Below are 20,958 nucleotides of genomic sequence, written 5' to 3'. Positions count from 1 at the left end.
ACGGGCACCCGTCACGGGACCACGACGGTGAACTCCGCGGTACGCACCACACCCGCCACCTGGAAGTCCAGGTAGAGCCGGTACCGGCCCGGGCCGGGCGTGGTCAGCCAGAACCGTACCGTCCCGTCGACCAGCTGCGGTTCGGGATGCACGTGCAGGTAGCCGAGGTCCCCCTCGCGCAGCGCCACCAGGTGGCCGTACGCGCCGAGGTAGCGCTCCAACGTGGCGGTGGTGCCGTCGGCGGCGACCCGGAACGTCAACGGCACGGTGGCGCCCACCTGCGGCGTGCCCTGGTAGTCGATGGTGAACCCGCCGACCGTCGTCGAGGTGGCGGCGGCCGGCAGCGGGCGCGGTTCGTAGCCGCCGGCCACGGCCAGGTCGACTCCGAGCGTCACCGCCGTCTGTGCGCCGTTGTCGGCCACGGCGGTGAAGTCGGCGTACGCCCGCCAGGTGCCCGGCTGAGGCAGGGTGAGCGGCACGGACCAGGTGCCGTCCGCCGCCATGGTCGGGTGCAGGTGTTGGAACCCGCTGAGGTCACGGCGCACCACGATGAGGTGCATCGGCTTGTCGTGCACGATCGCGAACCGGGTGACGGGTTTGCGCTGCGCGTCGCGGATCTGGAACCGGAACTGCGCCTCCCGCCCGGGAGTGAACCCGGTGACGAGCGGGGCGAACGTGTACCCGCCCGCGCTGACCGCCAGGCCACCGGCCTCACCCTCCGCGCCCTGACCGGTCCCGGAGACACTGCCGTGGTCGTGCGGGGCGGTGCCCGGCGGGTGCGTGTGGTCGGCGGTCTCCAGGCCGACCGCGGTGGGGGCGCTGCCGGAGTTGAGCCGGCCCAGACCGAAGCCGAGCAGGACTGCGAGCACCAGCCCGCCGACCGACAGCGCGAGCCGGAGAGTGCCGCGGTCGGGCGCCGCGGAGACCTGGTCAGGCAACGCCGGAGCCCAACTCGTAGCCGGCCTCGTCGACGGCCGCCCGGACCATCTCGTCGGGCAGGAGCTCGGCGCTGCTGACGGTGGCGGTGCCGGTAGCCAGATCGACCCGGACCTCACGGACCCCGGGCAGCGCCGCGAGCTCGTCGGTGACCGCCCGGACGCAGTGCTCGCAGGTCATGCCGGTGACGGCATACGTACGCGTGACAGCCTGCTGATCCATGGCGCCCACGGTACCGCTGCCCAGGAGCCGGACCAGCCGGTGTTCCGATGGCGTGGCAACCGTCCCAACTTCGCACCCGCGGGAACTTTCTCCGATGTCACCGGCCGCGGACGATCAGCCGGCGACCGCCAGGGCGAGCGGCAGCACGTCGGGGGCACCCGCGCGACGCAGCGCGCGCGCGAGCAGCGTCATGGTCCAGCCCGAGTCGACCAGGTCGTCGACGAGGAGCACCGGCCCCTCCAGGCCGGCCAGCGCGGCGGCCAGGTCGTCGGGCACGGTGAAGGCCTCGTGCAGCGCGCGTACCCGCTGGGCGCTGTTGCCCCGGGCCGCACCGGGCGGTGCGGCGGCCGGTAGCAGCTGGCCGAGCAGCGGTAGCCGGCCCACCGTGGCGATCCGCTCGGCGAGCGAGCCGACCAGCCGGGCCCGGCTGCGTGAACCTGCCGCGACCACGGCGACCGGCCGGCGCGGCCAGGGATCGTCGTCGCGCGCCCACGCCTTCAACACCTCGACCACGGCGGCGGTCACGTCGTCCGGCACCGGCACGTCAGCCGCCTCCGGGCCGACCAGCTCGCGCAGCCGGCCACCCCAGCCGAGGTCGGAGAGGCGGCCCACGGCCCGGCCCGGCAACGCCTGCTCCGCGGGCGCGATCCGGCCCTTGAGCGGTACGCCGACCGCGTCCAGCCCGGTGGGCCAGAGCTTCTTCGGCGGGACCTCCACCCCGGGCCGACCGAGGAACGTCTCCGCGGCGCTCAACGCGGCCGTCGAGACCTCGGTGCCGAACAGCGGCTCGGCGCACCGGTCGCACCGGCCACAATCGGTCGCCCCGGCGTCGTCCAGGCACTCCCGCAGGTAGCGCATCCGGCAGCCGGGCGTGGTCGCGTACTCCCGCATGGCCTGCTGCTCGGCGGTGCGGGCGGCGGCGACGCGCCGCAATCGGGCCTCGTCGTAGACCCAGGGCTCGCCGGTGGCGAGCCAACCGCCGCGAACCCGGCGGACCGCGCCGTCCACGTCGAGCACCTTGAGCATCAGCTCCAGCCGTGCCCGGCGCAGGTCGACCAGCGGCTCCAGGGCCTGGGTGGAGAGCGGCCGGTCGGTGTGCAGGGCGGCCAGCACGGCCCGCACCTGGTCCTCGGGAGGAAAGGCGAGCGAGGCGAAGTAGCGCCAGATGGCCGCGTCCTCGGCGCCGGGCAGCAGCAGCACTTCGGCGTGTTCCACCGCCCGGCCGGCCCGACCGACCTGCTGGTAGTACGCGATCGGCGAGGGCGGTGCGCCGAGGTGCACCACGAAGCCGAGGTCGGGCTTGTCGAAGCCCATGCCCAGCGCGCTCGTCGCGATCAACGCCTTGATCTTGTTGTCCAGCAGGTCCTGCTCGGCGGCCCGGCGGTCCGCGTCGTCGGACTGCCCGGTGTACGCGGCGACCGGATAGCCCCGGGAGCGGAGGAACTCGGCGGCCTCCCCCGCCGCCGCCACCGTCAGCGTGTAGACGATGCCCGAGCCGGGCAGCCGGTCGAGGTGGTCGGCGAGCCAGGCCAGCCGGTGCGCAGGGCTGGGCAGGTCGAGGACGCCCAGGCGCAGCGACTCCCGATCCAGGGAACCGCGCAGCACGAGGACGTCGGCCCGCTGCCCCGCGGACCCGCTCCCCGACTCGACGGTGAGCTCGGTGCCGAGTTGCTCGGCGACGTCCGCCGTCACCCGGGCGTTGGCGGTCGCGGTGGTCGCCAGCACCGGCGTGCCCGCCGGCAGGTTGCCGAGGAAGGTGCGCAGCCGCCGGTAGTCCGGCCGGAAGTCGTGCCCCCAGTCCGAGACGCAGTGCGCCTCGTCCACCACCAGCAGTCCCGTGGTGGCGGCCAGCTTCGGCAGCACGCCGTCCCGGAAGTCCGGATTGTTCAGCCGCTCGGGGCTGATCAGCAGCACGTCCACCGCGCCCGCGTGGATCTCGGCGGTGATCTCGTCCCACTCGTCGAGGTTGGCGGAGTTGATGGTGCGGGCGCGGATTCCGGCCCGTGCCGCGGACTCCACCTGGTTACGCATGAGCGCCAGCAGAGGCGACACGATCACGGTCGGCCCCACGGTGTCGCCCGGGCCGCTCGGGATGGCGCCGGCGGCCGCCCGGTCACGCTCGCGCAGCAGCGCGGTGGCGACGAAGTAGACAGCCGACTTGCCCCAACCGGTGCGCTGGACGCAGAGCACCCGGCGCCGGTCGACCACCAGCGCCTCGATGGCCCGCCACTGGTCCTCGCGGAGCCGGGCGTGCTCGCCGGCCAACCGCCGCAGCACCGCCTCGGCCCGCTCCCGTACCGTCGCCCGATCCTGGCTCATCCGGCATTTCTACCAGCCACGGCCGACACCACCCCAGCTCGCGCCGACCCTCGGGGCGCCGGTGCGACGTCACCGGGCGATGTCGGGTCGCGGCGCGGGAGGCAGGAAGAGCAGCAGGTCGCGGAGGGCTCCGTGAGGTTCGGCGGCAGCACGCAGCGAGCCGCCAGGTCCTCCAGCGAGGCGTACGGGCCATGCAGCCAGCGGTCGACCGCGATGGGCGCCGTTCACCGCCGAGGTCGGCGCGGACGGCAAGCTCGCCTCGCTCTCCCTCAAGGTGCCGGCCGCCGGTGGGCGCAAGGCGTACCTCGTGCAGTACCGCGACTACGGCACCGCGCCGAAGGTCACGGCGCCGACGGGCAGCGGCGCGCAGGACGCGCCGGCGGCCGCGTACGAGCTGCTGAACGGCTGATCGAGCACGACGGAGCGAAGGCGACGCGGCCACACGGGGAGCCGCTTCGCCTCCCCTCCGTCGTGTCCACGGTCAGCGGCCGAGCACCGATCCACCGTTGACGCCGAGCACCTGGCCGGTGATATAGCCGGCCTCGGGGCTGGCGAGGTAGCGGATTGCCTCGGCGATCTCGGCCGGCTCGCCGGCCCGTCCGACCAGGGTGGCGGCGACCCGCCGGGCGTGGCCTTCCGGCGTCATCGTGTCGCCGAAGAACTCGGTGTCCGCGACGTAGCCGGGGCTGACCACGTTGGCCGTGATCTGCTCCGGCCCGAGCTGCGCCGCGAGGTCGTACGCCCAGCCGTGCAGTGCCGCCTTCGCCGCCGAGTACGGCCCGGCCCCGCCGCGCTGGGCCGCGATCGAGCTGACCAGGATGACGCGGCCACCCGGTCGGCGCAACGCGGGGCGCAGCGCCTCGGTGAGCAGTACGGCGGTGAGCACGTTCGCGTCGAAGTTGGACCGCCAGAACGCGGCGGCACCGGCGAGCGTCTCGGCCTGCTGGCCCAGGTAGCCGCCGGCGTTGTTGACGAGCACGTCGACCGTACGACCGTCGAGGGCCGCCACGACCCGCTCGACCTGGTCGGGGTCGGTGAGGTCGGCGGTCACCGGCCGGACCGCTCCGGGCCGGCCGCACTCGGCGTCCACCCGCGTGGCGGTGGCGTCGAGCACCTCCGCCCGCCGTCCGACGATCACCACGTCGTACCCGTCCATGGCGAATGCCCGGGCGGTCGCCGCTCCGATCCCGGTGCCGCCCCCGCTGACCACAGCCACCCGCTTGTCCACCACGCGCTCCCTCGCCGCCGACCCCTTGTCGATCATGAAGTTAGCGTCACCCCGCCCGGCGTGTCATGACAATAACTTCATGATCGACGGGGTGAAGAGGGCCGGCGGAGGGATCAACGGGGTGATGAGGGCCGGCGGAGGGATCGGCGGAGCAGGGTCAGGCGGGAGGTCAGGCCGGACAGGCCGCCGGGGAAGAAGTAGACGGCCAGGATGAAGATCGTGCCGAGCACGAAGAGCGGCTGGGAGAGCGGACGGCTCAGCACCGCGGGCAACGAGTCCACCGCATCGGAGGTGCCGAACGCGGTGAGCCGGTGGTCCAGATACATGTAGAGGACGCCACCGAGTACCGGCCCCCACCGGGTGCCCGGCCCACCGAGCACCACCATGACCAGCAGCGACAGGGTCAGCTCGGAGGACGTGATGTGCGGCGACGCGCCGCCGACGATCAGGCAGTAGACCACGCCCCCGGCCGCCGCGAGCCCGCCGGCCAGCGTGAACGCCACCAGCTTGTAGCGGTACGGGTCGAGGCCGAGCACGCCGATGCGCCGCTCGTCGTCGCGCAGCCCGGCCAGCACCCGACCGGTCGGCGAACCGCTCACCCGGTGCACCACGAGCACGACCAGGGCCAGGTACGCCAGCGCCAACCAGTAGAGGTTCACCGTGTTGGTCACCCCGACCAGTGCGTCGGGCAGCCCGGAGACGTCCAGCGGCAGACCCTCCTCGCCGCCGGTGAGCCCGCCGAAGTCCCGGGCCACCAGGATCGCCCCGACCTGCGCGAAGGCCAGCGTCACCATGGCGAACGCGATGCCGACCGTACGGAGCGCCACCGCACCGAGCAGCGCGGCGAGGATGCTCCCACCGGTGATCGTGAGCAGCGCGGCCTGCCAGAGCGGCAGCCCGGCCTTGGTGACCAGGACATCGGTGCCGTAAACCCCGGCCGCGAAGTAGAGCGCGTGCCCGAACGAGAGCATGCCGGTCCGGCCGAACAGCAGGTCGTACCCGGCGGCCAGCCCGCCGAAGATCAAGCAGATGGCGAGCAGTTGCAGGGTGCCGGGCGAGTTCAGCGGCCCTTCGAAGATGCCCGGCAGTTGCAGCGTCGAGTACGGCAGGATCGCCGCGACCAGCAGCGCGACCAGCGGCAGGTACGGCCGTACCCGTTGCCACCGGCCAGGCTGCCGATTCAGTTCGGCGGGCACCGCCGCGGGGGGCGCGGGAACCTCGGGGCTCTTCACCTCGGTCATGCCGTTGCCACCTTTCCGGCGATGCCCTGCGGGCGCAGCAGCAGCACCGCGGCGAGCAGGCCGACCACGCAGATGTCGCCGAGGCCGGACGTGCCGTAGTAGTTGACGAACTGTTGCAGCAGGCCGACCGCGACCGCCGCGTACGCGGAGCCGAGCACCGAACCCATGCCGCCGATGACCACCACGATGAACGCGAAGATCAGCAGCGAGCTGCCCTGCCCGGGCGAGACGGTGCCGAAGTAGACCCCGCCGAGCGCGCCGGCCAGTGCCGCGGCCGCCCCGCCGATGGCGAAGACCAGGGTGAACGCCTTGCGCACGTCGATGCCGAGCGCGGTGACCATCTCACGGTTCTCCACCCCGGCCCGGATCACGAGGCCGTAGCGGGTCCACTGGAGGAAGGCGAGCAGCGCGCCGAGCACCAGCACCGCGGCGATGATCAGCAGCAGGCCACCGTTGGGCACCTGCGCACCGAGGATCCCGGTCACCCCACGCGTCCACTCGGGACGCGGGAACGGACGGGCGTCGGCACCCCAGGTGGCCTGGAGCAGCGCCACGCCGGCCAGCGAGAGACCGACGGTGACGAGCACCTGTTCGATGGTGCGCGAGTAGAGCGGGCGGATCAGCACCAGCTCGACGAGCACGGCCACCAGCGTGCCGGCGGCCACCCCGAAGGCGACCGCGAGCACGAAGCCGAACCCGTCCGCCCCGGCGCCGGGCAGGTTCCCCGCCGCCCACCAGGTCGCGTACGCCCCGACGCCGAGGAAGAGCCCGTGCGCGAAGTTGAGCACGTCGGCGAGTCCGAAGACCAGGGAGAGCCCGGAGGCGACCAGGAAGTACAGCGCCGCCAGGCCGAGCCCGGTCAGCGTCAGCAGGATCACGGTGCCCATCAGTGCGAGTCCTTCCCCGGCGCGGCGGAATGCGCCGGTCCGCGCCGCGACTCGCCGGTGCCCACCCCCAGCAGCGACTTGGTCAGCGCCGTCTCGAGCAGCAGTTCGTGCGCGTCGCCGGTCCAGGCGACCTGACCGGCGGCGAGCACCACGGCGTCCTTCGCGAGCCGCCGGACGACCGCGAGGTTCTGTTCGACGAGCAGCACCGGCACCGACTCGGCGACCCGTTCCAGCACCTCGGTCACCTCGGTCACCACCTTCGGCGCCAGCCCCTTGGTCGGCTCGTCGATCAGCAGCAGGCGGTTGTCGTTGAGCAACACCCGACCGATCGCGAGCATCTGCTGCTGCCCGCCGGAGAGCGAACCGGCCCGCTGCCGCGCGCGCCGCTCCAACTCGGGGAAGAGCGCGAAGACCTTGTCGTACGCCGGGGTGCTGCCCCGCCGTTCGGCCAGCCGCAGGTTCTCCGCCACGGTCAGGCCGGCGAACACGCATCGGTCCTCCGGCACGTAGCCGAGCCCGCCACGGACCAGCCGGTAGGTGGGGCGGGCGAGCAGGCTCTGCGCTCCCATGCGAATCGTGCCGCGCACCTCACCGCTGCGCGGTGTCAACCCGACCACCGCGCGCAGCGTGGTGGTCTTACCGACGCCGTTGCGGCCGAGCAGCACGGTCACGCCGGTCGGGGCGACCGTGAAGGACACCCCCTGGAGGATGTGCAGCCCCGCGATCCGGACCGACAGGTCGTCCACCGTGAGCAACGGCTCCGTCACGGCAGTCATAGCGACTCCCCCAGGTAGGCCTCCTGGACGGTGGCGTTGGCCATCACCGTCTCCGGGGTGTCGCACGCCAGCAGAGCACCGTGGTGCATCACGGCGATCCGGTCCGCCAGCTCCAGGATCACGTCCATGTGGTGCTCCACCATGAGCACCGACCGACCGCTGTCGCCGGTCAGCGAGCGGATCACCGCGACCAGTTCCGGAACGTCCTCGGCGCTGACCCCGGCCATCGGCTCGTCGAGCAGCATCACCCGGGGCTCGCCGGCGAGCAGCAGCGCGATCTCCAGCTTGCGCTTCTCCCCGTGCGCCAGGGTGCCGGCGAGCGCCGTACCCCGGTGGGCCAGGCCGACCCGGTCGAGCGTCGCGTCGGCGGCGGCGGCCACCTCCCGGTCGGCCGCCGCCCGCCGCCACAGCTTCATCGAGCCCCCGCGGTGTGCCTGCACGGCGAGCCGGACGTTCTCCCGCACGCTGAGCGAGCCGAACACCGACGACGCCTGGAAGGTACGCCCGAGCCCGAGCCGGGCACGGCGGTGCGGCGGAAGATCGGTGATGTCCTTGCCGTCCAGGAGCACCCGACCGTCCGTGGCCCGGCGCAGGCCGGTGATCAGGTTGAACAGCGAGGTCTTGCCGGCGCCGTTCGGCCCGATGACGCCGAGGAACTCCCCGGCCGCCAGGTCGAGGTAGACGCCGTCGACGATGGCGACCTCGCCGATCCGCCAGGTCAGACCGCGGGTGGCGAGCATCAGGTCAGCCCTTCATCGCCACGGCCGGCGGCGCGGTCTCGTCACCGGTGAGGCTCTTCTGGGCGGACGCCGTGAACTCGGTGCCGCTGCCGGTGAGCTTCGCCTGGTACATCGGCTGGAGCAGGGCGTGGTCCGCGGCGCGGATCGTCATCTTGCCCTTGATCCCGTCGAAGGTCCAGTCCTCCAGGGCCGCCACCATCTTGTCGACGTCGTCCCCGCCCTCCTGCACGGCCCGGACCACCATCTGGGCGGCGGCGAAACCGTCCGGGTGGAACAGGTCGACGGTGCCGACCTTGGCCTTCAGCGCCTTGGCGGCCTCGGTGTCGCTGGCCCCGTCGAAGTAGTGCGACAGGAAGGAGATCTTGCTGCCGGCCGCGCCGAAGGTGGGCCAGGAGGCGCGGATGTCCAGGCCGGTGACGACCGTGGTGGACGACAACACGCCCTGCTGGTCGAGGGTCTGCCACATCGCGGGGGCGGTGGTGCCGGCCCAGGCGACGAAGAGCAGGTCCGGCTTGGCGGCCTTGATCTGGCTGGCGAACGGGGTGAACTCGGTGGCGCTGGCCGGGGCGCGGACGCTGCTGACGGTCGCCCCGGCACCGCCGATGACGGTCTTCACGGCCGCCTCGTTGGCGTCGCCGAACGCGCCGTCCTGGGCGAACACCACGACCTTCTTGCCGGTCGGGTCGCCGATGAACGACCTCGCGGTCACCACGTCCTGGTACGACTGCCGTCCGGAGCGGAACGTGTACTTGTTCGCGCCGGTCACCGCGTCGGTCGCCGCCGGACCGGAGATGAAGAGAACCTTGTTCTGGGCCGCGATCGGGGCGACCTGGAGCGCCACGCCCGAGGCGGTGGAGCCGGCAATGATCTTCGTGCCCTTGCCGATCAGGTCCTTCGCCGCGGAGACCGCCTTCGCCGGGTCACCGGCGTCGTCGACCTCGGTGACCTCGATGGCCCGGTCGCCGACCTTGTTGGTGCCCTTGGTGGCGTAGTCGAGACCGGCCTTGAAACCCTCGATGTACTGCTTGCCGTAGCTGGCCAGGGCACCCGACTGGGAGTACACCAGGCCGACCTTGACCGGAGCGGCGCTGTCGCCGCCACCGGAGGCGGTGTCCTGCGGGCTGCCACAGGCCGTGGCGGCCAGGGCCGCGGCCATCATGGTGGCGGCGGAGAGGAACACCCGCCGCGTCGTCCGGACCGTCATTGCGACTCCACGTGAGGACTCGGAGGGAGGGAACTCATTGTCGGCTCACGCTAGAAGTGACGTCACCCACGAGCTATGTGGTCGATACACACAAGTAACCGAAGCGGGGTGGCCGGGCCTTACAACGGGCCGTGCACAGCCATCCAGGCGCCGCCTCACGGTAGCGGCGGAAGCCGGTTCCGCCGTACCACATGTGTCGGCCCCGGCCATCGACCACCGACCCCGTCCCGGAAGATCGACTCTCCTTCAGGGAAGTCGGGTCGTCGCGCACCCCCTGCTCGCCCGACTTCCTTGAGGTCGCGCGCGACCGCATCCACCCGGCCGCGCTCGCCAAGTCGTGGTGGGTGCGCTGGTTCGGCCTCCCCGATCCCGGGGGAACAGGAAGATTGTCTGGTGCGCCGGCTTCTCCGTCACCCCGTGCGGCTGGTGCCGTTCGGATTCCTGGCGACGATCCTGCTCGGCACCGGCCTGCTGATGCTGCCCTGGGCGACCAACCAACACCGGACCACCCCGTTCGTCACCGCACTGTTCACCGCCACCTCCGCGGTGTCCGTGACCGGCATGTCGGTGGTCGGCACCCCGGATTACTGGAACCCGTTCGGCCTGGTCATGATCACCGTGCTCACCCAGATCGGCGGGATCGGCATCGTCACCGGCGCCACAGTGGTCATCCTTCTCGTGGCCCGGCAACTCGGGCTGCGGAACCGGCTGCTCGTGCAGGCCGAGACGCAGGAGTTCGGCTTCGGGGACGTACGACGCCTGCTGCTTCGGATCGCCGCCACCGCGCTGATCTGCGAGTCGGTGATCACCGCCGTCCTCACCCTCCGTTTCCACCTCACCTACGACTATCCGCTCGGGCGAGCGCTCTGGCACGGCGTCTTCCACGCCGTCCAGGGCTTCAACAACGGCGGGTTCGCGCTCTACTCGGACAACCTGGCGGGCTTCGCCAGGGACGGGTGGATCACCCTGCCGCTCGCCCTCGGCGCGATCATCGGCGGCCTCGGCTTCCCCGCGCTGTTCGAAGCGGCACGGGAGTGGCGTCAACCCTCCCGTTGGGCCATCGCCACCAAACTCACCGTCTGGGGCAGCGCCGCGCTGCTCCTGGTCGGCTTCCTCGGCCTGCTTCTGGCCGAGTGGGCCAATCCGCGCACCATCGGCAGCTTCGGCTGGCCCGACAAGCTGCTCGCCGCGTTCGCCCAGGACGCGTTCATCCGTACCGGCGGGTTCAACGTCTTCGCCATCGACGCCCTCGACGAGGAGAGCTACCCGTTGATGATCGCGCTGATGTTCATCGGCGGCGGCAGCGCCAGCACGGCCGGCGGCATCAAGGTGGCGACCTTCTTCCTGCTCGCCTTCGTCATCTGGGCCGAGCTGCGAGGCGAGCCGGATGTGACCATCGGCCGACGCCGGGTAGCGGACGCCAGCCAGCGGCAGGCGGTCACGCTGGCCCTGATCAGCGTCACACTGGTGGTCGTCGGCACGGTGACGTTGATCCTGATGACGGAGAACACCCGGGCACTCCAGACGCTGTTCGAGGTGACCTCCGCGTTCACCACCACCGGGCTCTCCGTCGGGCTCGCTCCCACGCTCCCCGAGAGTGGCCAACTCGCGCTCGTCGTCCTGATGTACATCGGCCGGGTCGGACCACTCACCCTCGGGTCCGCGATCGCACTGAACACTCGGCGGAGGCTCTACCGCTATCCAGAGGAGCAACCCATTGTCGGATAGGGAGAGCGAGGCAGGCGGCGTCGCGGTGGTCGGGTTGGGTCGCTTCGGAGGCCAGCTGGCCGGGGCGCTGATCCGGCTCGGCCACGAGGTCCTGGCCATCGACCGCAACGCCGACCTCGTCCAACGCTGGTCGGACCAGCTCGACCGGGTCGTGCAGGCCGACGCCACCGACGAGGACGCGCTGCGTCAGGTCGGCATCAGCGACTTCCAGCGCGTCGTGGTGGCGATCGGCGCGTCGGTCGAGGCGAGCGTGCTCACCGTGCTGGCCATGGTGGAACTCGGCGTGTCACAGGTCTGGGCCCGGGCCACCTCCGAGAAGCACGCGAAGATCCTCGCCGCGGTCGGCGCGCATCACGTGATCTTTCCCGAGGCGGAGACCGGCGAGCGTGTGGCGCACCTGATCGTCACCCGGATGCTCGACTTCATCGAGTTCGGCGACGACTTCGCCATCGCGAAGGTACGCGTGCCGGAGGCGCTGGCCGGAAAGTCCCTGGCGCAGATACGGCCGATCGACGACTACGGCATACGCATACTCGGCGCCAAGCTCCCCGGCGAGCCGTTCGAGTACGCGTCGGACTCCACCGTGCTCAGACCGGAGGGCGTCCTGGTGGTCGAGGGCAACCTGGACCAGCTCCAACACTTCGCCGAGCTCACCTGACCCCACCGTGCCCCGGAAGGGCGCTCCTTCCCGGAAGTAGTGGTTATTCGAGCCCGAATGAGCACGCCTTCCGGGAAGGAGTGCGGATCTTGGGGCGGGGGTGCGGGGCGGATCTTGGGGGGTGGGGTGTGGGTCGGGCGCGGAGATGGCTACTTCTTGCCCGTCTTGGGCTTCGTGGGCTTTTCAGGCTTGTCGGGCTTGGGTTTGGGGGCGGGGCCGCCGGCACCGCCGTGGCCGCCATGGCCGCCCGAGCCGGCAGCACGCAAATTGGTGGTGGTCTTCGAGGTGGTGGCCTTGGCCTGGGACTTCGTGGCTACCGGGGACTTGGGCGCTGCCGGGGTGGGTGCCCGACCGGCCACCCCGGACACCTGCACCCCGCAGCTCTCGCCGCCGATACTGAACGAGACCGGCAGCGGGTTCGCCCCGGTGTAGCGGCCGGTGAGGCTGACCTTCTCCGTAGCACCCGGCGCCAGGGCGGGCTGCGCCGCCATCGGGCGGACCACCACCGCCTGCCCCTGCTGGCTCGCGGACGCCGGAGTCGCCCGGATCACGGTCTGCCGGCCGGGAAAGACGAAGTTCATCGCCCAGTCGCGCAACTCCCGATCGCCCGTGTTGGTGAGGGTCAACTCGGCGGCGAAGTCCTTGCCGGAGTCACTGCGCAGCGCGTACGACACCTGGCAGGCGGGCGCTCGATCCAACTCCATCCGGGCCTCGGCCGGTGGCTCGGCATCGCCGTTCGCCGGGCTCCGCCCGGTCACTCCCCAGAGCGCCGCGGTGACCGCCACCACCCCGGCCGCCGCCACCCCGACCTCGACGCGCCGTCGCCGGGCCACGGCCCGCCGGTGCCGGGTGGGCAGCGGCAACGCTCCCGTCTCGGCGGACCAGGGCAGGATCGTCGTGCCGGCGTCCGCCAAAGTGGCCGGGCCCGCCGGACCGGCGGCCGGCGAGACGGGCACCGCGGTGAGCAGCCCGGCCGCGTCGGCCAGCGTGCGGGCGAGTTCCGCCGTGGGGGGCCGTTCCTCGGGGCGTTTCGCCAGGCAGCGGTGCACCAGGTCGGCCACCTCGTCGGGCAGCGCCGGCACCGTGGGCATCGGCTCCGGGTCGTTGTACAGGTGCGCCCGCAGCATCCCGGTGGTGGTGCTGGCCTGCCAGGGCAGCCGACCGGTGAGCATCCGGTAGAGCAGCAGACCCACGGCGTACACGTCGGTGGCGGGCGAGACCTGGCCGTTGTCGAGGCGCTCCGGCGCGAGGTACGCGGGGGTGCCGAGCAGAGCGCCGTCCGTGCCCTTCTCGCTCTCCCCGACCAGGGCGGAGATGCCGAAGTCGACGACCTTCACCCCGGTGGCGGTCAGCATCACGTTGCCCGGGGTGACGTCCCGGTGCACCACCCCGCGGACGTGCGCGGTGGCCAGCGCCGAGGCGACCTCCGCGGCGATCGTCACCGCGTCCCGCCAGGGCAGCTGCCGCTCCCGGCCGAGACGGCTGCTCAGCGAATGGCCGTCGATCAGCTCCATCACCACGTACGGCGTGGTCACGCCGTCGTGCTCGGCCTCGCCGTAGTCGTACACGTTGGTGATGTTGGGATGGCACAGTCGCGCGGCGGCCTGCGCCTCGATCCGGATCCGGTGCCGGAACGCACGGTCGCTGGCCAGCCGGGACGCCAGCACCTTGACGGCGACCTGACGCCCGAGCACCTCGTCGTAGCCGCGCCAGACCACGGACATGCCACCCGCGCCGAGCTGTTCGATGAGCCGGTACCGCCCACCGAGCGGCCGCACACCGAACCGGTCCCCTCCACCCATGGTGGGGGTTGTTGCCCGGACCGGCCCTGGCTACACCTCGTTCGTCGAAATCGGTCGGGAACTCACCTGATCAGGCGGTGGCGAGCAGTTGGTCCACCGGCGCGTAGTCGTCGGTGAGCACCAACGCCTCACCGACGAACTCGTCGAGCTCGGCATCGGCGACCAGGCTCGTCCGGGGGTCCACCTCGATCAGCCGTTCGCCGATCGCGTCCAGCGGCAGCGGCGCGTCGGAGGCGACGAGGACGAAGTTGGAGCCCTGCTCGCCGATGATCGCCTCCGGCGGGGCGATCAGCGCGACGTGCTGGAACTCGGCGGCGACAGTGGCCAGTTCACTGCGGATGAAGCGCAACGGCGGGTAGTCGATGACGTTCTGCACGTAGACGCCGGTCGGGCGCAACACCCTGCGTACCTCGGCGACCATCTCCCGGGTGGCCAGGTGCCAGGGCACCACCAGGTGCCCGAACGCGTCGCCCACCACCAGGTCACGGCTTTCCGGCGACTCGGCGGCGACCAGCAGCCGCGCGTCGCCGGCCACCGCCCGCAGGTCCGGCCCCTGGTGTACGCCGAGTTCCCGCTCGCCCAGCTCGATCAACCCACTGTCGATCTCGAAGACGAGGTTGTCGGTGCCGGGACGGGTGGCGGTCAGATACCGGGGCACGGTGAAGCCGCCCCCGCCCAGGTGCAGCGCGTCCAGCCGCTGCCCGGTGGGCGCAATCACGTCGGCGACCGCACCGAACCACTTCGTGTACGCGTACTCCAGGTGGCGGGGGTCGGCGAGGTCCACGTACGAGTGCTGCGCCGAGTTGAGCAGCAGCGTCCGGCCGCTCGACCGCGAAGGGTCGGCCTCCACCTTCGCGCAGTGGTACGCCGTCTCGATGTCGCACGGGTTCGGCGCGACGGTGCTCAACCCGGCACCGACCAGGCCGAGAACGGCCAGTACCGCCTTGACCCGCCCCGGGCCGGGCAGTTCCGCGGCCCCCTGCCGGTGCAGGTACCAGCCGAGGACCAGGCCGGCGACGCCGAGCGACACCGCCAGCGCCAGCAGGATCACCGTGCTCGACAGGGCGGCGACCAGCACGAACCCGGTGAGCAGGGTGGCCGTGATGCCGCCCAGCGTCCCGATGCTCGACAGCCGCCCGACCACCTGGCCGGTACGGCGCAGGTCGGCGAGCTGGAGCTTGACGACCAGCGGGGTGACGGCGGACAGCAGCAGCGCCGGCACGAAGACGGCCAGGGCCACGAGGAGCAGGATGGCGCTGGCCGCGCCGCCACGCAGCACCTCGCCGGCGTACCGGACGGCCGGCAGCGTGACGGCGGTGGCGATGCCGGCGAGCACGAGAGCGGGGGCCAGCAGCGGACGAGGGTCACGCCGGTCGGCGAGCCGCCCGCCGGTCCACGCGCCGTACGCGATCGCGGCGAGCGCGACGCCGATCACCGAGCTGGTCACCTGGAGGGTGACCCCTACGTACGGGCCGACCAGGCGCAGCGCGACCGTCTCCAGCACCAGGACGGCTCCGCTGGAGAAGAAGACGAGGAAGGCGGCGAGCCCGTGGGGCAGGGCCCGCCCGGTGACCGGCACGGGTGGCGCGGGTGGGTCCGCGACGTTGGACGGTGAGAGATTCATCGTCGCGATGGTACGCAGCCCATCAGTCCGCGCGGGTCAGTACATCGAGAGATGAACATGATTTGTATGGCTGGCCGCGGGGCTGCCGCTGCCGCTGTAGGAGCGCCAGCCGGTGCCGGGGTGCCAGATCTGCCGGTACCAGATCACGTAGAGCACACCGAGTCGATCGGCGTTGCGCACGTGCCAGGCGGCCAGACTGTCACCGTACGCCTTGTCGCCGCCGGTGGCGTTCTGGTCCTTGAAGCCTCCCGCGGCGGCCGAGAAGTCGCAGGCCCGACCCTTGGGATGCTCGCCGTCGCCGCCGCTGCGGTGGCAGGAGACGTAGCGCTGGTAACCGGCCGCCTTGGTCTGCTGGAGGGCGTTGAGGGTGCGCGGGGTGATGCAACCGGAGGTGGTCGGGTCGTTCACCGAGCAGGACTCCGACGGCCAGGAGCCGTCCGAGTTGCGCGGTGCGGGTTTCGCCGAGGTCGAGCTGGCGCCGCCGAACCCACCGCTGCCGCCGGAGCTGACCGCCGCCAACGCCGCCTCGGCCTCCTTCTTCTTCCTCGCCATCACGGCGAGCTGCTTCGCCTGCTGCCGCACCTCGGCGTCGATGGCGAGCTTGGCCCGCCGCGCCTGCTCGCGGGTCTCCGTCAGCTCGCGCAGTCGCTTGCCGTCCCGCTGCGCCATCAGGTCGAGGTTGGCCGCGCGCTCCAGGAACGCGTCGGGGGAGGCACTGCCCAGCAGCATCGACGCCGGGGTGAGCCGACCCATCCGGTAGGAACGCGCGGCGACCTCGCCGACCTGCGCGCTCAGGTCGTCGACCCGGACCTGGAGCCCGGCCAGGTGGTCGGTCAACTGCTTCTGCCGGCGCTTGGAGTTGTCCAGCTTCTGCTTCGCCTCGATGTGCGCCCGCGCGGTGGCGGTCAGCGCGTCGCGCAGTTTCTTGGTGCCACCCTCGTTCGGCTCCGCGTACGCGGGCACCGCGCCGCCGCCGAGCATCAGCGCGACGGCCGCGAGCAGGGCGATCAGAGACCGTCGGGAAACCCCGGGGCGAACTCCGACGCCGCCGGTCGACGGCTGGGCCCGCCGCAGCCGCTGCAGGGTCTCCCGACGGTCTCTGAGCGGGCCGCGGGCGCGACGCCGGCTGGGCATGGTCCTGGGCACGACAGCGTCCTTCCGTCGACCGCCGGCCCCCCGTACAACCTGCGCGGCGGCGGTCCCGCCGGCCCCGGTCGGCGGCCTGCTGGCGGTGACCGCCGGTCACGATACCGGACCGAGCGGCGCCGGCCCGTCCCGTGAAGGCCGAGGGCGCGCCGCGCCGACGTACGGTGTCGGGACGGTCGCCGAGCGCGTGGATCAGCCGTCGAGCAGGGCCGCGCTGACGTCGTTCCAGATCTGCTCGCTCGCCGCGACCAGCAGGCCCTGCCCCTCGTCGGCCGGGTGGTAGTCGGCGCCGTCGAACCGGCGGGCGACACCACCCGCGCACTCCACCAGCAGGGTCCCGGGGGCATGGTCCCAGGGCAGGGTGCGCCAGAAGAGCGCGAACTGCTGCCGCCCGACGAGGATGTCCAGGTATTCCCGGCCCGCACAGTGCTGCCCGGGGAGCAGCTCGCCCAGGCGGTCGCCGCCGGCGTTCACCCGTTCGCGGGTGGCCGTCGGGAGGAACCGGGTCATCGCCATGCCGCGCAGGTGGCCGAACTCCGGTGTCGACTCGTCGGTACGGACCGGGTGCCTGTCGACGTACGTCCCCTCACCGGCGCGGGAGGTGGCGAGCATGTCGGCGAGCGGGTCGAGCACCCAGGCGGCGGCCGGCCGCCCCTCGCTCAGCAGCGCCACCATCAGCGCGAACGGCCGGCGGCCGGCGGCGAAGTTGGCGGTGCCGTCGATCGGGTCGACGATCCAGACGTCCCCGCCGTCACGCAGGTGCCGCAGCAGTTCCCGGTCCTCGGCGACGGCCTCCTCACCCACCACCACCGAGCCGGGACGCAGCCGGCGCAGCGCCGCCGAGATCATCTCCTCGGCCCGGCGGTCGGCCACGGTGACGATGTCACCGGGCGCCTTCTCCGCGACGTCGGAGTCGTCGAGCTTCCGGAACAGGGGTACGACGACCTGGTCGGCTGCCTCCCGGAGCAGCCCACCCACGTCGTCGATCAGGGTGTCAGCCACGCGGCGGCAGCTTCACCACGCTGACGAAGAACTCGTCGATCTGGCGGACCACCGCGATGAACCGATCGAAGTCCACCGGCTTGGTCACGTACGCGTTGGCGTGCAGCTGGTAGCTGCGCAGGATGTCCTCGTCGGTCTGGGAGGTGGTGAGCACCACCACCGGGATCCGGCGGAGCTGCTCGTCCTTCTTGATCTCCGCGAGCACCTCACGGCCGTCCCGGCGCGGCAGGTTGAGATCGAGCAGGATCAGGTCCGGAGCCACCGCGTCCGCGTACTGGCCCTCACGGCGCAGGTAGGCCAGCGCCTCGGCCCCGTCGGAGACGACGGTCAGCCGGTTACGCAGCTTGTGCTCCTCGAACGCCTCCTGGGTCATCAACACGTCGCCCGGGTCGTCCTCGACCAGCAGAACCTCGATCGGGCTCCTGCCGTCCGCCGGTACGGTCATCCCACCGTCTCCCTCATGCCGCCCGTCCTACCGCCTGCCGGCGCTTCCTCCGTACGCTCCGCCCCGGCGGACTGCTCCGGTGCGCTGTTCGAACCACCGCCGGCCGTCGTACCCGCCTCCGCGTCCGCGCCGGCAGCCGACGTCTCGTCCGGGCCCTCCCCCGTCGCGGGAAGGTCCTCCGGCAGCGCGGGCAGCGTGAACCGGATCGCGGCACCCTCGGCGACGTCGGTGTCCACCCAGACCCGGCCGCCGTGGTACTCCACGATCTTCTTGACGATCGCCAGCCCGATCCCGGTGCCCGGGTAGGCGTCCTTCGGGTGCAGCCGCTGGAAGATGACGAAGATCTTGTCGGCGAACTCGGGCTCGATGCCGATGCCGTTGTCGCGGCAGGTGATCTCCCACTCCCCGCCCACCAGCCGGGCGGAGATGTGCACCTTCGCGGGCACGTCCGGCCGACGGAACTTGATCGAGTTGCTGACGAGATTGGCGAGCAGGTTGGTGAGCAGCGGCTCCTCGCCCCGGATCACCGGCAGCTCCGACCAGGTCAGCTCGGCGTCCGCGTACTGCCGGGCCGCCTCGGTCTGGCCGGACACGTCCCCCATCACCTTGTTGAGGTCGACCTCGGTGAAGCCGGTGGTCAGCCGGCCGATCCGGGAGAACGCCAGCAGATCGTTGATCAGACGCTGCATCCGCTGCGCGCCGTCCACCGCGAACGCGATGTACTGGTCGGCCCGCTCGTCCAGCTGGCCGGCGTAGCGGCGCTGGAGCAGCTGGCAGAAGCTGGCGACCTTACGCAGCGGCTCCTGGAGATCGTGCGACGCGACGTACGCGAACTGCTCCAGGTCACGGTTGGACCGGGTCAGCTCCTCGGCCTGCTTCTGGAGCTGGCTGTTGACCCACTCGATCCGCTCCCGGGCCTCCCGCACCTCGGCCAGGTCCGCCGCGATCCTGCGGCGCATCGCGTCCACGTCTTCCGCGAGCTGCACGAACTCGGGCGGGCCGGAACCGGAGATCACATGGGCGAAATCGCCCTCGGCGACCTCCCGTACCTGCTGGGCGAGGCCGGTGAGCGGACGCACCACCGTCCGGTCCAGCGAGAGCAGCAGCAATGCCCCGGCGACCACCACCACCAGGGCGGCGACGATCAGCAGGACGGCCAGGAGGTTGCCGGTACGGCGCACCTCGCGTGCGTTGCTCTCCCGGGCGTTGAGGATCTCGGCCTGAAGGTCGTCCACGGCGACCCGGACGCCGTCGAACTGCTGCCGGGCCGATTCGGTGACGAGGGCCTGGCCGGCCGCGGTGCCACGCTGCTCGGTCGTGGTGATCACCGGCTCCGCGACCAACCGCCGCCACTGGTCGGCCCGGCTCTCGACCTGGCGCAGCTCTCCCTCGATCTGCGGGTAGTCGGCCAGGAGTCGCCGCATCGACGAGACGATGTCCTGCTCCTGCCGCACCCCGGCCTCGTACGGGCCGAGGTCGGCCCGGTCGCCGCTGACGGCGAAGCCACGGACTGAGGTCTCCTGGTCGAGCAGCGCGTTGAGCAGCTCCTGCGACTGCACCCGTAGCGGGCTGGTCTTGTTCAGCAGCGCGTCGACCTGGTTGCGGCTCCGCTCGGCCAGGGACGCCTCCGTCACCGCCAGCCCGATCAGCAGCACCCCGACGACCGCGAGCAGCGCGACCACCCGCTGGCGCAGGCTCCAGCCGCGCACAGCGCCGGTCACCGGCCACCTCCCCGGGAGACCAGCAGCATGGCGACGTCGTCGGCGAGCGGACCACCGTTGATCTGCTCGGCCCGCCCGACGAGCCAGGCCGGCAGCTCGGGCAGGGGCACCCCCCGGCTGGCCGGTTCCTCCAGCAGCTCGTTGAGCCCGGGCACGTCGAGCCGATCGTCGCTGTCGCCCACGCGTCCCTCGATCAGGCCGTCGGTGTACATCAACAGAGACCAGTCCTCGGTGTCGAACTCCAGGTCGTAGGCGACCGGCGGACGGGGCCGGACGCCGAGCAACAGGCCGCCGGGGGCGGGCACCGGTGCCACCTCACCACCGGCGAGCAGCAGCGGCGGCGGGTGACCGGCCAACCGTACGACGGCCCGGTTCTGGTTCAGGTCGAGTCGGGCCGTCGCGACGGTCGCGAAAATCTCCTGAAGTCGGCGCTCGCTCATCAGCACCTGCTCCAGCGCGGGCAGCACCTCGTCGTCGGGCACCCCGGCGAGCACCAGGGCACGCCAGGCGACCCGAAGCTCGACGCCGAGCGCCGCCTCGTCGACCCCGTGCCCGCAGACGTCGCCGACGATCAGGTCCACCCGGTCGGGACGGGTCTGCACCACGTCGTAGAAGTCGCCGCCGATCAGCGCGGCATGTCGTCCGGGCCGGTAGAAGGTGTGCACCGCGACCTGGTCGGTCGTCATCAGCGGCTGCGGCAGCAGGCCCCGTTCGAGGCGGGCCGACTCGGCCTGGCGCAGCTCGACCTCACGCAACCGGCGGGCGTTCTCGTCGGCGCGCTTACGTTCGACCGCGTAGCGCAGCGCCCGGGTCAGCAGGACGCCGTCGACCTGGCCCTTGACCAGGTAGTCCTGGGCGCCCTCGGCCACCGCCACGATGCCGAGGTGCTCGTCGCTCCGCCCGGTCAGGACGCAGACCGCCGCACCGCTGGCCATCTCCAGCACCTGGCGCAGCCCGTCGAGGCCCTGGGCGTCCGGCAGACCCAGGTCGAGCAGGACGCAGTCCACGCCCGTCACCCGTCGGCGTGCCTCGCTGAGGCTCGTCGCAACCAGCAGGTCGATCATCGAGTTGGTCTCGGCCAGCAGTTCCCCGACGAGGAAGGCGTCGCCCTCGTCGTCCTCGACCAGCAGCACCCGCAGCCGCTCGCCGGGCGGCAGGTGAGGGTGCCGTCCCAGGCCGCCGTGCGGGTACGGCACCACGGAGGAACCGGCCAGACCGGTCCCCCGATTCGGCCGGGTCACCGCCGCGAGACGCGGGAGTTCGCTGGTGATGTCGGGCT

General features: G+C 72.1%; 18 protein-coding genes. 2 read left to right on the top strand and 16 right to left on the bottom strand.

The genetic code is table 11. The annotated features are described in order from the left end of the window. Positions 1 to 11: 11 nt before the first annotated feature. From AB0F98_RS05725 to AB0F98_RS05685, 9 genes are all read right to left on the bottom strand, one after another. Positions 12 to 938, bottom strand: a complete 927-nt coding sequence (locus tag AB0F98_RS05725; RefSeq protein WP_357729298.1) for a hypothetical protein — start codon at positions 936 to 938, stop codon at positions 12 to 14. After that, positions 931 to 1,158, bottom strand: coding sequence for a heavy metal-associated domain-containing protein (locus AB0F98_RS05720; RefSeq protein WP_357729295.1), 228 nt, complete (start codon positions 1,156 to 1,158; stop codon positions 931 to 933). The genes AB0F98_RS05725 and AB0F98_RS05720 overlap by 8 nt, the downstream gene beginning before the upstream one ends. Before the next feature lie 114 nt (positions 1,159 to 1,272). Continuing rightward, complete coding sequence (locus AB0F98_RS05715; protein ID WP_357729292.1) at positions 1,273 to 3,477, bottom strand: DEAD/DEAH box helicase; 2,205 nt, start codon at positions 3,475 to 3,477, stop codon at positions 1,273 to 1,275. 481 nt (positions 3,478 to 3,958) lie between these two features. After that, a complete protein-coding gene (locus tag AB0F98_RS05710; RefSeq protein ID WP_357730848.1) occupies positions 3,959 to 4,705 on the bottom strand; it encodes an SDR family oxidoreductase in 747 nt (248 codons plus the stop codon). Positions 4,706 to 4,818: 113 nt separating this feature from the next. Beyond that, entirely contained in the window at positions 4,819 to 5,946 is a 1,128-nt protein-coding gene (locus tag AB0F98_RS05705) for a branched-chain amino acid ABC transporter permease (protein WP_357729289.1), read from the bottom strand. Then, the gene (locus AB0F98_RS05700; protein WP_357729286.1) at positions 5,943 to 6,833 is read right to left on the bottom strand and encodes a branched-chain amino acid ABC transporter permease; all 891 of its coding nucleotides are present in this window, start codon (positions 6,831 to 6,833) and stop codon (positions 5,943 to 5,945) included. Before AB0F98_RS05700 ends, AB0F98_RS05705 begins: the two co-directional genes overlap by 4 nt. Then, entirely contained in the window at positions 6,833 to 7,609 is a 777-nt protein-coding gene (locus AB0F98_RS05695; protein ID WP_357729283.1) for an ABC transporter ATP-binding protein, read from the bottom strand. The genes AB0F98_RS05700 and AB0F98_RS05695 overlap by 1 nt, the downstream gene beginning before the upstream one ends. Then, a complete protein-coding gene (locus AB0F98_RS05690; RefSeq protein WP_357729280.1) occupies positions 7,606 to 8,349 on the bottom strand; it encodes an ABC transporter ATP-binding protein in 744 nt (247 codons plus the stop codon). Before AB0F98_RS05690 ends, AB0F98_RS05695 begins: the two co-directional genes overlap by 4 nt. A gap of 4 nt (positions 8,350 to 8,353) precedes the next feature. Continuing rightward, positions 8,354 to 9,553 (bottom strand): substrate-binding domain-containing protein, encoded by a 1,200-nt coding sequence (locus AB0F98_RS05685; RefSeq protein WP_357729277.1) that lies wholly within the window; start codon positions 9,551 to 9,553, stop codon positions 8,354 to 8,356. A gap of 393 nt (positions 9,554 to 9,946) precedes the next feature. On the opposite strand from AB0F98_RS05685, the gene AB0F98_RS05680 reads away from it, so the two are divergent. After that, positions 9,947 to 11,281 (top strand): potassium transporter TrkG, encoded by a 1,335-nt coding sequence (locus tag AB0F98_RS05680; RefSeq protein ID WP_357729274.1) that lies wholly within the window; start codon positions 9,947 to 9,949, stop codon positions 11,279 to 11,281. Between the two features lie 25 nt (positions 11,282 to 11,306). Continuing rightward, entirely contained in the window at positions 11,307 to 11,939 is a 633-nt protein-coding gene (locus AB0F98_RS05675; protein WP_357730845.1) for a TrkA family potassium uptake protein, read from the top strand. 149 nt (positions 11,940 to 12,088) lie between these two features. Here the strand turns inward: AB0F98_RS05675 and AB0F98_RS05670 are convergent, their stop codons facing one another. The 7 genes from AB0F98_RS05670 to AB0F98_RS05640 form a co-directional block, all read right to left on the bottom strand. Continuing rightward, positions 12,089 to 13,741, bottom strand: a complete 1,653-nt coding sequence (locus AB0F98_RS05670; protein ID WP_357729270.1) for a serine/threonine-protein kinase — start codon at positions 13,739 to 13,741, stop codon at positions 12,089 to 12,091. A 70-nt stretch (positions 13,742 to 13,811) separates the two neighbouring features. Then, the gene (locus tag AB0F98_RS05665) at positions 13,812 to 15,365 is read right to left on the bottom strand and encodes a fused MFS/spermidine synthase (protein WP_357729267.1); all 1,554 of its coding nucleotides are present in this window, start codon (positions 15,363 to 15,365) and stop codon (positions 13,812 to 13,814) included. A gap of 36 nt (positions 15,366 to 15,401) precedes the next feature. Further along, entirely contained in the window at positions 15,402 to 16,346 is a 945-nt protein-coding gene (locus AB0F98_RS05660; protein WP_357730842.1) for a hypothetical protein, read from the bottom strand. Between the two features lie 357 nt (positions 16,347 to 16,703). After that, positions 16,704 to 17,513, bottom strand: coding sequence for an inositol monophosphatase family protein (locus AB0F98_RS05655; protein WP_357729264.1), 810 nt, complete (start codon positions 17,511 to 17,513; stop codon positions 16,704 to 16,706). Further along, complete coding sequence (locus AB0F98_RS05650; protein ID WP_357729261.1) at positions 17,506 to 17,958, bottom strand: response regulator; 453 nt, start codon at positions 17,956 to 17,958, stop codon at positions 17,506 to 17,508. The genes AB0F98_RS05655 and AB0F98_RS05650 overlap by 8 nt, the downstream gene beginning before the upstream one ends. Next, on the bottom strand, positions 17,955 to 19,679 hold the full coding sequence (locus tag AB0F98_RS05645; protein ID WP_357729258.1) for an ATP-binding protein: 1,725 nt from the start codon (positions 19,677 to 19,679) through the stop codon (positions 17,955 to 17,957). The genes AB0F98_RS05650 and AB0F98_RS05645 overlap by 4 nt, the downstream gene beginning before the upstream one ends. Then, a complete protein-coding gene (locus AB0F98_RS05640; RefSeq protein WP_357729255.1) occupies positions 19,676 to 20,920 on the bottom strand; it encodes a fused response regulator/phosphatase in 1,245 nt (414 codons plus the stop codon). The genes AB0F98_RS05645 and AB0F98_RS05640 overlap by 4 nt, the downstream gene beginning before the upstream one ends. Positions 20,921 to 20,958 lie beyond the last annotated feature (38 nt).

It is taken from the genome of Micromonospora sp. NPDC023737 (genome assembly GCF_040639715.1).
Classification (GTDB): Bacteria; Actinomycetota; Actinomycetes; order Mycobacteriales; family Micromonosporaceae; genus Micromonospora.
This window is presented reverse-complemented; position numbering and strand designations above follow the sequence as displayed.

Excerpts from the sequence above, each read along its gene's own strand:
- AB0F98_RS05690 (WP_357729280.1), bottom strand. The coding sequence starts at position 8,349 with ATGCTCGCCACCCGCGGTCTGACCTGGCGGATCGGCGAGGTCGCCATC.
- AB0F98_RS05715 (WP_357729292.1), bottom strand. The coding sequence starts at position 3,477 with ATGAGCCAGGATCGGGCGACGGTACGGGAGCGGGCCGAGGCGGTGCTG.
- AB0F98_RS05700 (WP_357729286.1), bottom strand. The coding sequence starts at position 6,833 with ATGGGCACCGTGATCCTGCTGACGCTGACCGGGCTCGGCCTGGCGGCG.
- AB0F98_RS05665 (WP_357729267.1), bottom strand. The coding sequence starts at position 15,365 with ATGAATCTCTCACCGTCCAACGTCGCGGACCCACCCGCGCCACCCGTG.
- AB0F98_RS05705 (WP_357729289.1), bottom strand. The coding sequence starts at position 5,946 with ATGACCGAGGTGAAGAGCCCCGAGGTTCCCGCGCCCCCCGCGGCGGTG.
- AB0F98_RS05720 (WP_357729295.1), bottom strand. The coding sequence starts at position 1,158 with ATGGATCAGCAGGCTGTCACGCGTACGTATGCCGTCACCGGCATGACC.
- AB0F98_RS05670 (WP_357729270.1), bottom strand. The coding sequence starts at position 13,741 with ATGGGTGGAGGGGACCGGTTCGGTGTGCGGCCGCTCGGTGGGCGGTAC.
- AB0F98_RS05695 (WP_357729283.1), bottom strand. The coding sequence starts at position 7,609 with ATGACTGCCGTGACGGAGCCGTTGCTCACGGTGGACGACCTGTCGGTC.
- AB0F98_RS05685 (WP_357729277.1), bottom strand. The coding sequence starts at position 9,553 with ATGACGGTCCGGACGACGCGGCGGGTGTTCCTCTCCGCCGCCACCATG.
- AB0F98_RS05660 (WP_357730842.1), bottom strand. The coding sequence starts at position 16,346 with ATGCTCGGCGGCGGCGCGGTGCCCGCGTACGCGGAGCCGAACGAGGGT.
- AB0F98_RS05650 (WP_357729261.1), bottom strand. The coding sequence starts at position 17,958 with ATGACCGTACCGGCGGACGGCAGGAGCCCGATCGAGGTTCTGCTGGTC.